Origin of the sequence: Pseudomonas sp. URMO17WK12:I6, assembly GCF_003253625.1 — a bacterium.
Lineage (GTDB): Bacteria > Pseudomonadota > Gammaproteobacteria > Pseudomonadales > Pseudomonadaceae > Aquipseudomonas.
Window position 1 is genome coordinate 195,095 of sequence record NZ_QKYZ01000009.1, and the last position, 13,149, is coordinate 208,243.

16 protein-coding genes are annotated in these 13,149 nt (G+C 60.3%); 10 read left to right on the forward strand and 6 right to left on the reverse strand.

Annotation, left to right across the window (positions count from 1 at the left end):
* Positions 1-3 precede the first annotated feature (3 nt).
* From F475_RS18200 to F475_RS18210, 3 genes are all read right to left on the reverse strand, one after another.
* Positions 4-762, reverse strand: coding sequence for a ScpA family protein (locus tag F475_RS18200; RefSeq protein WP_253548957.1), 759 nt, complete (start codon positions 760-762; stop codon positions 4-6).
* A 66-nt stretch (positions 763-828) separates the two neighbouring features.
* Entirely contained in the window at positions 829-1,458 is a 630-nt protein-coding gene (locus tag F475_RS18205; protein ID WP_007938530.1) for an L-threonylcarbamoyladenylate synthase, read from the reverse strand.
* Positions 1,459-1,471: 13 nt separating this feature from the next.
* Positions 1,472-2,335, reverse strand: a complete 864-nt coding sequence (locus F475_RS18210; RefSeq protein ID WP_018929935.1) for a PHP domain-containing protein — start codon at positions 2,333-2,335, stop codon at positions 1,472-1,474.
* An 87-nt stretch (positions 2,336-2,422) separates the two neighbouring features.
* Here F475_RS18210 and F475_RS18215 point away from each other — a divergent pair, with 87 nt between their 5' ends.
* The 6 genes from F475_RS18215 to F475_RS18240 all read left to right on the forward strand — a co-directional run bounded on the left by F475_RS18215 (position 2,423) and on the right by F475_RS18240 (position 6,899).
* Complete coding sequence (locus F475_RS18215) at positions 2,423-3,019, forward strand: septation protein A (protein WP_064619571.1); 597 nt, start codon at positions 2,423-2,425, stop codon at positions 3,017-3,019.
* A 1-nt stretch (position 3,020) separates the two neighbouring features.
* Complete coding sequence (locus tag F475_RS18220) at positions 3,021-3,320, forward strand: YciI family protein (RefSeq protein WP_019579534.1); 300 nt, start codon at positions 3,021-3,023, stop codon at positions 3,318-3,320.
* A 110-nt stretch (positions 3,321-3,430) separates the two neighbouring features.
* Entirely contained in the window at positions 3,431-3,844 is a 414-nt protein-coding gene (locus F475_RS18225; protein WP_064619574.1) for a hypothetical protein, read from the forward strand.
* Between the two features lie 7 nt (positions 3,845-3,851).
* Positions 3,852-4,529, forward strand: coding sequence for a response regulator transcription factor (locus F475_RS18230; protein WP_086946374.1), 678 nt, complete (start codon positions 3,852-3,854; stop codon positions 4,527-4,529).
* A 340-nt stretch (positions 4,530-4,869) separates the two neighbouring features.
* A complete protein-coding gene (locus tag F475_RS18235) occupies positions 4,870-5,319 on the forward strand; it encodes a Spy/CpxP family protein refolding chaperone (RefSeq protein ID WP_111454417.1) in 450 nt (149 codons plus the stop codon).
* Positions 5,320-5,558: 239 nt separating this feature from the next.
* A complete protein-coding gene (locus tag F475_RS18240; RefSeq protein ID WP_111454418.1) occupies positions 5,559-6,899 on the forward strand; it encodes a cell wall metabolism sensor histidine kinase WalK in 1,341 nt (446 codons plus the stop codon).
* 82 nt (positions 6,900-6,981) lie between these two features.
* On the opposite strand, the gene F475_RS18245 is transcribed toward F475_RS18240, so the two are convergent.
* Complete coding sequence (locus tag F475_RS18245; protein WP_111454419.1) at positions 6,982-7,548, reverse strand: NAD(P)H nitroreductase; 567 nt, start codon at positions 7,546-7,548, stop codon at positions 6,982-6,984.
* A gap of 122 nt (positions 7,549-7,670) precedes the next feature.
* On the opposite strand from F475_RS18245, the gene F475_RS18250 reads away from it, so the two are divergent.
* On the forward strand, positions 7,671-9,125 hold the full coding sequence (locus tag F475_RS18250) for a TrkH family potassium uptake protein (RefSeq protein WP_018929928.1): 1,455 nt from the start codon (positions 7,671-7,673) through the stop codon (positions 9,123-9,125).
* On the opposite strand, the gene F475_RS18255 is transcribed toward F475_RS18250, so the two are convergent.
* Positions 9,082-10,143, reverse strand: a complete 1,062-nt coding sequence (locus F475_RS18255) for an AraC family transcriptional regulator (protein WP_207238835.1) — start codon at positions 10,141-10,143, stop codon at positions 9,082-9,084. The two genes, F475_RS18250 and F475_RS18255, sit on opposite strands and share 44 nt — an antisense overlap.
* 156 nt (positions 10,144-10,299) lie before the next feature.
* On the opposite strand from F475_RS18255, the gene F475_RS18260 reads away from it, so the two are divergent.
* Positions 10,300-10,611 carry an Mpo1-like protein gene (locus F475_RS18260; RefSeq protein ID WP_086946376.1) on the forward strand — a complete coding sequence of 104 codons (312 nt, stop codon included), beginning with the start codon at positions 10,300-10,302 and terminating at the stop codon, positions 10,609-10,611.
* A 101-nt stretch (positions 10,612-10,712) separates the two neighbouring features.
* Positions 10,713-11,303 (forward strand): HD domain-containing protein, encoded by a 591-nt coding sequence (locus F475_RS18265; protein WP_086946377.1) that lies wholly within the window; start codon positions 10,713-10,715, stop codon positions 11,301-11,303.
* A gap of 19 nt (positions 11,304-11,322) precedes the next feature.
* Here the strand turns inward: F475_RS18265 and F475_RS18270 are convergent, their stop codons facing one another.
* Positions 11,323-12,138, reverse strand: a complete 816-nt coding sequence (locus F475_RS18270) for a UDP-2,3-diacylglucosamine diphosphatase (protein ID WP_018929924.1) — start codon at positions 12,136-12,138, stop codon at positions 11,323-11,325.
* Positions 12,139-12,287: 149 nt separating this feature from the next.
* Here F475_RS18270 and F475_RS18275 point away from each other — a divergent pair, with 149 nt between their 5' ends.
* Positions 12,288-13,046 carry an AraC family transcriptional regulator gene (locus F475_RS18275; RefSeq protein WP_018929923.1) on the forward strand — a complete coding sequence of 253 codons (759 nt, stop codon included), beginning with the start codon at positions 12,288-12,290 and terminating at the stop codon, positions 13,044-13,046.
* Positions 13,047-13,149: the final 103 nt, after the last annotated feature.

Sequence of the window (13,149 nt, forward strand, 5' to 3'; positions counted from 1 at the left end):
TCGTTATTCGGCTCGGGCTCGCACATGTATCGCCGCGAACGGCTCATTCTGCACCAGCTCGACCAAGGATTCCTTGACCAGTTCGAGGATCGCCATAAAGGTCACCACTACCCCCAGACGTCCTTCTTCAGCGGTGAACAGCTCGACAAAGGGCACGAAACCGCCACCCTTGAGCCGCTCCAGTACATCGCTCATGCGTTCGCGGGTGGACAGTGCCTCGCGGCTGACCTGGTGGCTTTCGAACATGTCGCCCCGGCGCAAGACCTCGGCCATGGACATCAGCAACTCTTCCAGACTCACGTCCGGCAGCAGCTTGCGCGCCCGGGCTTCCGGCGCGTCGAGCTTGGGCACCACGACATCGCGGCCGACGCGGCTCAGGCCATCGATACCTTCGGCGGCGGCCTTGAAGCGTTCGTATTCCTGCAAGCGGCGGATCAGTTCGGCGCGAGGGTCGTCTTCCTCGTCTTCAATGGTTTCGGCTCGCGGCAGCAGCATCCGCGACTTGATCTCGGCGAGCATCGCGGCCATCACCAGGTACTCGGCGGCCAGTTCCAGGCGCACCGACTGCATCAACTCGACATAGCCCATGTACTGGCGGGTGATTTCCGCCACCGGGATGTCGAGAATATTGATGTTCTGTTTGCGGATCAGGTACAGGAGCAGGTCGAGCGGGCCTTCGAAGGCTTCCAGAAAGACCTCGAGCGCATCCGGCGGGATGTACAGGTCCAGCGGCATTTCCATGACCGCCTGGCCATAGACCATGGCGAAAGGCAGTTCTTGCTGGGCGCCGGCCTGGCTGTCGACGGGTTCTGGTTCTACTGCAGACATCTACGCCTCGGCCATGAATGGCGTAGGGTCGCCGCAACCGACACGGATGACTTCCGGCTCGCCGTCGGCGAGGTTGATCACGGTGGACGCCTTGATTCCGCCGAAACCGCCGTCGATGATCAGGTCCACCTGATGCTCCAGCAACTGGCGCATTTCGTAGGGATCGGTCAGCGGGTCAGTGTCGCCGGGCATGATCAGGGTCACGCTCATCAGCGGTTCGCCGAGTTCTTCCAGCAGCGCCAACGCAATCGGGTGGCTCGGCACGCGCAGGCCGATGGTGCGTTTTTTCGGGTGCAGCAACAGCCGCGGAACTTCGCGGGTGGCGTTGAGAATGAAGGTGTAAGGCCCCGGCAAGTGGGCCTTGAGCAGACGGAAAGTACCGGTGTCGATCTTGGCGAACAGCCCCAGCTGCGACAGGTCGCTGCAGATCAGTGCGAAGTTGTGCTTCTCATCCAGCTGACGCAACCGACGCACACGCTCCACGGCGGTCTTGTCACCGATCTGGCAACCAATGGCGTAGGAAGAGTCTGTGGGATAAATCACCACCCCGCCGTTGCGGATGATCTCGACAGCCTGTTTGATCAGGCGCGCTTGCGGGTTTTCCGGATGAATCTGGAAAAATTGACTCACATTCTCTACCTGTTCAGACGGCGGCAATAATTGGGTCATGTTTGAATCGACACCACAGTGGTGGCAGATCCTCCGGGAGCGGGCGGTATTCACCGATCTCGGACCAGCCTCCAGGGCCATGAAAATCACTGCCGGCACTGACCAGCAGACCAAACTCACGGGCAAGAATCGCCAGGCTGCCCACTTGCTCGGCGGGCTGATGGCCATTGACCACTTCAATCGCGTGGCCCCCGGCTTGAATATAGTCAGAAATCAGGCGGCGACGCTTGCTACGAGTGAAATCGTAGTGCCAGGGGTGCGCCAGGCTGACCCAGGCACCCGCGGCGCGCAGGGTCTCGACGGTGTCTTCGAGGGTCGGCCAGTGCAGCTTGACGTCTCCCAGCTTGCCGGCGCCCAGCCATTTGCGGAAGGCTTCGGCGCGATCCTTGACGAAACCTTCGCGCACCATCCAGTCGGCGAAGTGCGGACGGGCCGGCGCGTTGCCGCTGTCGCCCAGTTCCTGCTGAATGGCGCGGGCGCCGTCAAGCGCCCCCGGCATGCCTTTCAACGCCAACTTGCGGCTTATTTCTTCGGACCGTAGCCAGCGGCCATCGTGCAATTTGGCGATGGCCTCGACCAATGGCGCGGCATTGACGTCGAAACCGTAGCCCAGCACATGAATGGTCGCCCCGCCCCAGGTGCAGGACAATTCGACGCCGTTGACCAGTTGCATCCCCAGTGCCGTCGCGGCGCTACGGGCCTCGTCGAGGCCTTCAAGGGTGTCGTGATCAGTCAAGGCCAGGACTCGCACGCCTTTCTCGAACGCACGCGCAACCAGTGCCGCAGGCGCCAGGGCGCCATCGGAGGCCGTGCTATGGCAGTGCAAATCAACATTCACAGGACTATGTAACCTCAAATCAGCTGACGCTATCGCGCGTCAATATGTTTGTTATTATGCCGCCACATCCTGCTTCTGGCTGCCACTGTGAAACAATTCATCGACTTCATCCCGCTTCTGCTGTTTTTCATCGTTTTCAAAATTGACCCGCGGGTCGTCGACATTGGCGGTCATCAACTGTCTGTCGGTGGTATTTACAGCGCCACCGCGATGCTGATCATCAGCTCCCTGGTGGTCTATGGCACGCTGTACATCAAGCAGCGCAAGCTGGAGAAGAGCCAGTGGCTGACCCTCATTGCCTGCCTGGTCTTCGGCAGCCTGACCCTGGCGTTCCACAGCGAAACCTTCCTGAAATGGAAAGCCCCGGTGGTCAACTGGCTGTTCGCCCTCGCGTTCATCGGCAGCCATTTCGTCGGTGACCAACTGCTGATCAAACGCATCATGGGCCACGCGCTGACCCTGCCGGAGCCAATCTGGACCCGCCTGAACATCGCCTGGATCGGTTTTTTCCTGTTTTGCGGTGCCGCCAACCTGTTCGTCGCGTTCACGTTCCAGAGCTACTGGGTAGACTTCAAGGTCTTCGGCAGCCTGGGCATGACTTTGCTGTTCCTGGTCGGCCAGGGCATCTACCTGTCCCGCCACCTGCACGACGCCGACACCACAACGCCAAAAACCGAGGACTGACATGCTTTACGCAATCATTGCCACAGACGTCGCCAACTCCCTGGAAGCCCGACTGGCCGCACGGCCTGCGCACCTTGAGCGTCTGCAAGTGCTCAAGGGCGAAGGTCGTATCGTATTGGCCGGTCCACACCCGGCGGTCGACAGCAATGATCCGGGCGCAGCCGGTTTCACTGGCAGCCTGATCGTCGCCGAATTCGAGTCCCTGAGCGCCGCCAAGGCCTGGGCCGACGCCGATCCGTACGTTGCCGCAGGCGTCTACGCCAATGTTCTGGTCAAGCCGTTCAAGCAAGTCCTGCCGTAAAGTTCTCGCGTGCGGTGAATCTTATCGATTCATCGCACGTTCAATCGCTCATTATTCTCGTTTACCGGCCGACAACCTGCCCAATACTCGTATTGGAATCAGGAGTTGCGATGCGCAAAGGTCCGTTGTGTCTGATGTTGGTGACGTTGTCGATCATGGCGCCAGCCCATGGTGAAGAAAGCGCCAATGGCGGTAATTCGACGCCGCTGTCCTTGAGCGCCGGTAGCCAGATCACCGAGTTGCAGCAACGCTTGAAAGAGAGCGAGCAGCAACGAGAAACACTGAGCAAACAATTGCAAACCACCGATGGCGAGCGCGAAAGCGCCCAGCTGAGCCGGTTGCGCCAGGAGAATCAGCGCCTGAAGCTGCAACTCAAGGAAACCCTGGCCAGCAGCCCGCTACCGCGCCTGCTGACCGATCAGCAGCAGTGGTTCGTTATTGGGGCGGCAGTAGCGCTATTGGCCCTGCTCTGCGGTATCTTCGCCAGTGGTGCCACCAGAAAACGTAGGCAATGGCTAAATTGAGTGAGTCATGAGCGAGCTGTTACTAATTGATGATGACCAGGAGCTGTGTGAGCTCCTGAGCAGTTGGCTGAGCCAGGAAGGCTTTCAGGTTCGCGCCTGCCACGATGGCCAGAGCGCCCGTCACGCGTTGGCCGAAACGTCTCCGGCGGCCGTGGTGCTGGACGTGATGCTGCCGGACGGCAGCGGCCTGGAACTGCTAAAGCAACTGCGCAGCGACCATCCGGATTTGCCGGTGCTGATGTTGTCGGCCCGTGGCGAACCGCTGGACCGCATCCTCGGCCTGGAACTGGGTGCCGACGATTACCTGGCCAAGCCATGCGACCCACGGGAACTGACCGCCCGCCTGCGCGCGGTGTTGCGCCGCAGTCATCCGACGGCGGTCTCCAGCCAGCTCGAGCTGGGCGACCTGTGCTTCAGCCCGGTGCGCGGGGTGGTCAGCATCGATGAACAGGAATTCACCCTCACCGTTTCCGAAAGCCGCCTGCTCGAAGCCCTGCTCAAGCAGCCCGGCGAACCGCTGGATAAACAGGAACTGGCGCAAATCGCCCTCGGTCGCAAACTGACCCTGTACGACCGCAGCCTGGACATGCACGTCAGCAACCTGCGCAAAAAAATCGGCCCACACCCCGACGGCCGCCCACGCATCGTGGCCTTGCGCAGTCGCGGTTACTACTACAGCCTCTGACACCCAACGGGTCTGCGTTCGACTCTTGTAGCAGCTGTCGAGCCCCAGCGAGGCTGCGTTCGGCTGCGAAGCAGTCGTGATCCGCCTGACGCGGTGTATCTGGAAGAACGTGCAAACAGGTTTTACGACTGCTGCGCAGTCGAACGCAGCCTCGCTGGGGCTCGACAGCTGCTACGAAGGCCAGATTTCATCTGACAGAATTCGGCGAAGTGTCGGAATTGTCAGGGAGACAGAAAACCGTCTTTACCCAAGCTTTACGCTCCGCTGACCGCCGTTGACCTTGATCTGCGTAATCTGCACACATCCGGAACGTACCGGGAACGAGACAAGGAGATACACCATGCGCAAGACTCTTATCGCTCTGATGTTTGCTGCCGCCCTGCCGACCGTTGCCATGGCCATGCCTGAAGGCACAGGCCCGATGGGTGATCACATGGACGGCTCACGCCACGGCGGTCAGATGCACGGCATGCACGGCAGAGGCCCTTACAGCCAACTGGACCTGAGCCGCGAACAGCGCGAGCAGATCCGCAAAATCATGGGCGAGCAGATGCACGAGCGTCAGCAACTGGTCGACAAGTACCTGGAAAAACTCTCGCCAGCCGACCAGAAAGCCCTGAAAGACGAGATGGAGGCCAAGCACAAGAAAGCCGAAGCCGACGTTCGCGCCCTGCTGAAACCGGATCAACAGAAGCAATTCGACGAGATCCAGAAGAAACAAGCTGAGCGTCGCGCCGAATGGGCCGAGTTCAAGGCCTGGAAAGCGCAGCAAGCGCAAAAGGCGCAATAATGCGTTAACCCCGGACCCAACGGCCAATCACCGTTGGGTCTGATGCCTCTCAGTTCGTTGTGGGAGCGAGCCTTTGTGGCGAGGGAGCTTGCTCCCGTTGGGGCGCGAAGCGGCCCCGGTATTTCAAAGTTAAACCGTATGTAACGGGTTTACGACTGCTTCGCAGCCGAACGGGGCGATGCGGCGTTCCGACAAGCCCCCTCGCCACACATTGATTTGAGCTTGTTCGAGGATTTTCTGTGCGCTCATTGTTCTGGCGTATCCTGGCCAGCTTCTGGCTGGCCATCGCTCTGGTTGCAGGGCTTTCCATTTTGCTGGGGCACATGCTCAACCAGGACGCGTGGATTCTCAGTCGCCACCCGGGCCTCAATACCCTGGCCGAACAGTGGACGCAAACTTACGAAAGCCAGGGCGAAGAAGCCGCCCAGGACATCCTGGAGCAGCGCAAGCGCCAATATCACATCGACGTTCAGGTGCTCAACGAGGCAGGAGACCCGGTGGTACGCGGCACCTTCCCTCGGCGTGCAGCCGCCTTCGAAGCACGGCAGCAAAACGATGATCGGCGCCTGCCGTGGCGACGCCTGACCGATGAATACACCAGCGCCAAGACGGGCGACACCTACCTGCTGATCTATCGCATTCCCCACCCGGAACTGGACGCTTGGCACCGTGAGAGCCTGCTCTGGCCGTTGAGTGCGCTGGGTATCGCGCTGGTGGTACTGACCCTGTTCAGCCTGCTGGTGACCTTTTCCATCACCCGACCGCTGAGCCGTTTACGTGGCGCAGTGCATGAGTTGGGGCAGACGACGTATCAGCAAAACAGCCTGGCGCAACTGGCTAACCGCCGCGATGAATTCGGTGTGCTGGCCAACGACTTCAATCGCATGGGCGCGCGTCTGCAAAGCCTGATCGGCAGTCAGCGGCAATTGCTGCGCGATGTGTCCCACGAGTTGCGTTCGCCCTTGGCCCGACTGCGCATTGCGCTGGCACTGGCCGAGCGGGCCAATCCCCAGGAGCGGGAAAAACTCTGGCCGCGCCTGACCCGTGAATGTGATCGACTGGAAGCACTGATCAGCGAAATCCTGGTGTTGGCGCGGGTCGATGCCGACAACGCCAGTGCCGAAGAGGTGGATCTCAATGCACTGCTCAATACCCTGCAAAAGGATGCTCAGCTAAGTTCGCCGGAGCAGAACGTGCGCCTTGAGGCCGAGCCGCAACTGAACCTCAGAGGTTGGCCGACCATGATCGAGCGCGCCGTGGACAACCTGCTGCGCAATGCCCAACGCTTTAACCCGGTCGGGCAACCAATCGAAATGCAAGCGTCGCGTCAGGGCGACAGGATTGTGGTCAGCGTGCGCGATCACGGCCCCGGTGTAGAGGCTGATCATTTGAATCAGTTGGGGGAGCCGTTCTATCGGGCACCGGGGCAGACAACGGCCGGGCATGGCTTGGGGCTGGCTATCGCACGCCGTGCGGCGGAACGCCATGGCGGCAGTCTGGTGCTGGCCAATCATCCTGAGGGTGGGTTTATTGCCAGTCTGGAATTTCCGTTGGTGCCGGGGGCGGTGGTGCAGCCGTAAATCGGGGGTGATGCAAAAAGATCGCAGCCTCGTTTCACTCGACAGCTCCTACAAGTGCAACGAGACTGCGATCTTTTGATCTTCAGGCCTTACCGGACCAGGCGCTGACAAACTCGGCCAGATCAACCTTCTCCGCCACACGCGGTTCTTTCTGCGGCGTACCGAGATAAAGGAACGCAATCACCTCTTCCCCTTCGGCCAAACCCAACCCCTTGGCTACATGCGGCGAATAGGCCAGCTCACCGGTGCGCCATACCGCGCCAATGCCTTGCGCGTAAGCGGCCAGCAAAATCCCGTGAGCCGCGCAGCCTGCCGCCAACAATTGTTCGGATTTCGGGTATTTGACGTGATCCTGCAAACGCGCGATCACCACAACCACCAGCGGTGCACGCAGCGGACCGTTACGGGCCTTGTCCAGCGCGACTTCTGACACCTCGCTGTCTTGCAGTTTCGCCGCTTCGGCCAGCAACTCGCCCATTTGCTCGCGCGCTGCGCCTTCGACTGTCAGGAAGCGCCAAGGCTGCAAATGGCCGTGGTCTGGCGCACGCATCGCGGCGGCAAACAGCACTTCGCGTTGCTCGGCAGTGGGCGCCGGATCGAGCAGTCGTGGAACGGAAACACGGTTGAGCAAAGCGTCGAGAGCCTGCATCGGCCACCTCCTGAAAAAAATGTCTGCCTATTCTAGCGGTATCCGGCACAGGGCTGTCGGTTTACATGCCCTGCCCCGCAGGTAGAATGGCGCCCTTCCCTACTTCAGCCCGAGCGGACTTCATGGCGTTGCCGACCTTACGGATCATTGGTTTCATCATCGGCATCTTCCTGATCACGCTGGCCATTTCCATGGCCGTGCCCATGGCTACCCTGGTGATCTTCGAGCGCACCAGCGACCTGCCGTCGTTCCTCTGGGCCAGCATGATTACCTTTGTCGCCGGCCTGGCCCTGGTGATTCCGGGGCGCCCCGAACACATCCATCTGCGCCCGCGAGACATGTACCTGCTGACCGTCAGCAGCTGGCTGGTGGTGTGCATCTTCGCCGCCCTGCCGTTCCTGCTGACCCAGAACATCAGCTACACCGACTCATTCTTCGAAAGCATGTCCGGCATCACCGCCACCGGCTCGACGGTGCTCACGGGCCTGGACACCATGTCCCCCGGCATCCTGATATGGCGCTCCTTGCTGCACTGGATCGGCGGGATCGGCTTTATCGGCATGGCGGTCGCGATTCTGCCATTGCTGCGCATCGGTGGCATGCGGCTGTTTCAGACCGAGTCGTCGGACCGTTCCGAAAAGGTCATGCCCCGTTCGCACATGGTGGCGCGCTTGATCGTTGCGACCTACGTCGGCATCACCATTTTCGGCAGCCTGGCGTTCTGGTGGGCCGGGATGAGCCCGTTCGATGCGATCAACCACGCGATGTCGGCGATTTCCACCGGCGGGTTTTCCACCTCCGACCAGTCTTTGGCCAAATGGCCGGAGCCTGCGGTGCATTGGGTCGCGATCGTCATCATGATTCTCGGCGCCTTGCCGTTCACCTTGTATGTCGCCACGTTACGCGGTAACCGTCGGGCGCTGATCAAGGATGAACAGGTGCAAGGCTTGCTCGGCATGTTGCTGGTGACCTGGCTGGTGCTCGGCACTTGGTACTGGTGGACCACCCAGTTGCACTGGCTGGACGCCTTGCGGCATGTGGCGCTGAACGTCACTTCGGTGGTGACGACGACAGGTTTTGCACTGGGGGACTACAGCCTCTGGGGCAACTTCTCGCTGATGCTGTTCTTTTACCTGGGGTTTGTTGGCGGCTGCTCGGGTTCGACCGCTGGCGGGATCAAGATTTTCCGCTTCCAGGTGGCCTACATTCTGCTCAAGGCCAACCTTAACCAGTTGATTCACCCACGCGCGGTGATCAAGCAGAAGTACAACGGCCACCGTCTCGACGAAGAAATCGTACGTTCGATCCTGACCTTTTCGTTCTTTTTCGCCATCACCATTTGCGTGATCGCTCTACTGCTGTCGCTGCTCGGCGTGGACTGGATGACCGCCCTTACCGGTGCGGCCAGCACGGTGTCCGGCGTCGGCCCGGGGTTGGGCGAAACCATTGGCCCGGCGGGTAACTTCGCCAGCCTGCCGGATGCCGCGAAGTGGATTCTCTCGTTCGGCATGCTGTTGGGTCGGCTGGAGATCATTACGGTGTTTGTTCTGTGTATCCCTGCGTTCTGGCGTCACTGACCGGCTTGAGCGCTTCCGTCAGCCGCGCCCGGTATTCGCCGGGGGTGGTGTCGAACCAGCGTCGGAAAGCGCGGAAGAAGTTGCTCGGATCGGCAAACCCCAGCAGGTAGGCAATTTCCAGCAGCGTCATGCTCGGTCGCGCCAGGTATTGCTCGGCCAGTTCACGCCGCGTGTCATCCAGCAACGTCTGAAAACTCGTGCCCTCTTCCTGCAAGCGTCGCTGCAAGGTGCGTTGCGACAGGTGCAGCGCCTGCGCTACCGCATCGCGCTTGGGTTCGCCCTGGGGCAGCAAGCGGCACAACACCTGCCGCGCATTGTGGGTCACGCGGCTCTCGGCAAACCGCGCCAGGTATTCACCGGCAAAGCGATCGTGCAGCAACGCCATGGCCTCGTTGGCGGTGGGCAACGGTGCCTCCAGGTCAGCGCGCTCGAAAATCAAGGCATCATAGGGCGCATTGAACATCATCGGCGCGTGGAAGGCTTGCTTATACGGTTCGAGGTCGGCGGGTTGATCGCCCTGCAGCAGCACTTTGCGCGGATGCAGCGCGCTCCCGGTCAGCCACCCGCAAAACGCCAGGGCACAGGCCATCGATGCTTCAGCGCTTTGTCGGGTCGGCGGCAAGTGGTCGCCATGCACCGTCAGAATCAGCGCATAACCCTCGTCCAGTATGCGAAAACTCAGATCGGCACTTTCGGCGATGATTCGCTGATAACGCACCAGACGTTGAAAGCCTTCGGCCAGGGTTCGACTGGACATCAAGGCATAACCGGCAACGTGCAGGGACGCCGGTCGCACCACCTTGCCCATGTTCAGGCCGATCGCCGGGTTGCCGGACAACTCGACCGCGCGCTGCCAGAGCCGCGTCATGGAATCTTGCGGGAAGCGCGCATCCGGATCATCCAGTGCCGCATAGTCGAGCCCTAGCTGCTTGAACAAAACCCGGCAATCCAGGCCGTCCATTTCCAGTGCTTTGACAATCCCCATCGCCCAGCTTGCAGAAGTCGTTCGTTCGCTCATGGCGTTTACTACGTGATGGCCGCATGCCACGACCCAATGCCCAAGGATACTAAAGTGGCGCCTATTGTCACTGGCTGATGCCTATGATCACTCTAGACTTAAATAGGCTACCCGCAGCGCAACTTGTTGCCTGCACACACCACAGAGATCGCAGTCGTGGAAAACATCAAACGTTTCAACAGCTTCGCTGCGTTTTACCCGTATTACCTCAGCGAACACCGCAATAGCACTTGTCGACGACTGCACTTTGTCGGCACCACGCTGGTTATTGTCATTCTGGCGCTGACCATCGCCAAAGGCGCATGGTGGCTGTTGCTGGCCCTGCCGCTGGCCGGTTACAGCTTCGCCTGGGTCGGGCATTTCTTCTTCGAGAAGAATCGTCCTGCAACCTTTCAGCATCCTCTTTACAGCCTGCTCGGCGATTTCGTCATGTACCGTGACATGATTGTAGGTCGCGTGCCGTTCTAGGCTCCTTTGGCCACAAAAGCGTCCTGTGCAGCCAGTGCAGCGCTCTGGATCCAAGCCCTACACTCCAAACATCCCTTTCGATAAGAACAAGAGGATAGCCGATGAATGCCCGCGCCCGTTTTACCCACATGCAGGACGGCACGCAGGAAGACTGGGCGATCATCGCCACAGACTTCAGCGCCTATGCCCGGCAATTGCCCACAAGGATCGTGGCGCATTTGAAGTTACTGGAAGGTGATTTCGGCGGATTCCCGGTGGATCGCCTGACCCACTCGCTGCAAACCGCCAGCCGCGCCTGGCGCGATGGCCGCGACGAAGAGTACGTGGTCTGCGCTTTGCTCCATGACATCGGCGACACACTGGGGTCCTACAACCACCCGGACATCGCCGCGGCGATTCTCAAGCCGTTCGTCAGTGCCGAGAACCTGTGGATGGTGGAGAAACACGGGATTTTCCAGGGCTATTACTTCTTCCATCACCTGGGCATGGACCGGCATTTGCGCGAGCAATTCAGCGCTCATCCGCAGTATCAGGCGACCATCGAATTTTGCGCCCGGTACGACGCGGCGGCGTTTGACCCGGCATACGACACGCTGCCGCTGAGCTTTTTCGAACCGATGATGGAGCGGTTGTTTGCGCAGCCGAAGCATTCGATCTACAAGGCGGCGATGGAAGAACAAGCGCCGGCCTGAAGATCTTTTGACTTTGCTTTTAAGCCGGCTCTGCGACTTTAATTGCCTTCAATTCCGCCTCCCGCGCTTGGGCATCGGCCAACCGGTACAACTCGATCGAGCCGTCCCAATGCTCGATCAGCGCCGTGCACGATTCCACCCAATCCCCGCAATTGAGGTAGTCCACCTCGCCAACCTTGCGAATTTCGGCATGGTGAATGTGCCCACACACCACGCCATGCAACTCGCGTTTGACGCATTCGTGGGCAATGGCTTCCTCAAAATCGCTGATGAAACTGACGGCGGTCTTGACCTTGTGCTTGAGGTACGCCGACAACGACCAATAGCCGTAGCCATAACGGGCCCGCCAATGGTTGAGCCAGCGGTTGAGGGTCAGGGTAAATTCGTAGGCCGAGTCGCCGAGGAACGCCAGCCAGCGGTGATAGCGAGTAATCACGTCGAACTGATCGCCATGAATCACCAGCAGATGACGACCATCGGCGGTCACGTGCACGGCTTCGTCCACCAGCTGGATATTGCCCAGCATCAGTTTCGAATAACGGCGCAGGAATTCGTCATGGTTGCCGGTGACGTAGATCACTTCTGTGCCGCGCTTGCTCATGGTCAACAGGCGACGAATCACATTGGTGTGCGCCTGGGGCCAATACATGCCGCTGCGCAGCTTCCAGCCGTCGATGATGTCACCGACCAGGTAAATCCTGTCGGCATGGTAGCCCTTGAGAAACTGCGACAGGTGTTCGGCCTGGCAGTCCCGTGTGCCCAAATGCACGTCGGAAATCCATAAGGTCCGCACACGTTGCTTACGGCTGGGTTTGGCGAGCTCGGCGCTGGTCATGGGCAACCCTCTGGACAAGTTTTGGCAAGCTTGCGCCGGTCGGGTTAATTGCCCATGACAACCGCAAGTCAGTCCTGTGACAACGCGCGAACGCAGGGCCTCGGTGTAGACTGGCGGCTTCACTCATCAATATCGCCACGAGACCTGCGATGAGACCGATCCTCACCCTGCGCCAATACACCCACGACCTGATCGTCCACAGCCACGACCACGCGCAACTGGTATTCGGGCTGTCGGGTGCACTGGATTTCGAGGTCGAGGGGCTTGGCAGTCAGGTGGTTCAGCAGAGTTTCGTGGTGGTGCCGTCCGGGGCGCATCATGCCTGCGACAGTGCCCATGGCAGCCGTTGCCTGGTGCTGGATGTGCCGAGCGATCAGTGGGTGTCTCAGTCGCTGGGGGACCACGCCGAGGCCAGCCGCCGCTTGCTCGACAATGCCGGGCGCCTGTCGCTGGACGCCGGACAAAGCCAATTGGTGAGCTGGCTGGCCGGCAGCCCGATCAGCGATCCGCTGATCGCCCAGCAAGGCGCGGTGTTGCTGCTGGCCAGCCTCAACAACGCCAAGCCCGACACGGTCGGCGGTCGGCGTCTACCGTATGCGGCGCTCAATGCTCACATCGATCAATACGCGGCCTATCCACTGCAAGTCGCCGATCTGGCGCGCATTGCCGGCCTGTCCAGCGCTCGCTTGCACGCGCGGTTCGTGGCGGAATGCGGACAAACGCCGATGGACTACATCCGCAGTCGCCGGCTGCACATCGCCGTGCGCTTGTTACGCGATTCGGCGCTACCCATTGGCGAGATCGCGTGTCGGGTCGGCTACAGCTCCCAGAGCGCATTCGCCGCAGCAGTGCTGCGTGAATTCGGCGCCTCACCCGGTAAATTGCGCCGCGAGGCTGGCGACAAATAACGCGAGTCTGGCGACAGACACCCGCAAGCACATCGTTCATTGTGTAGGAGTTGCCGAAGGCTGCTCCTACACAGGTCGACGGTGTCGTCGGCCAGATTCGATA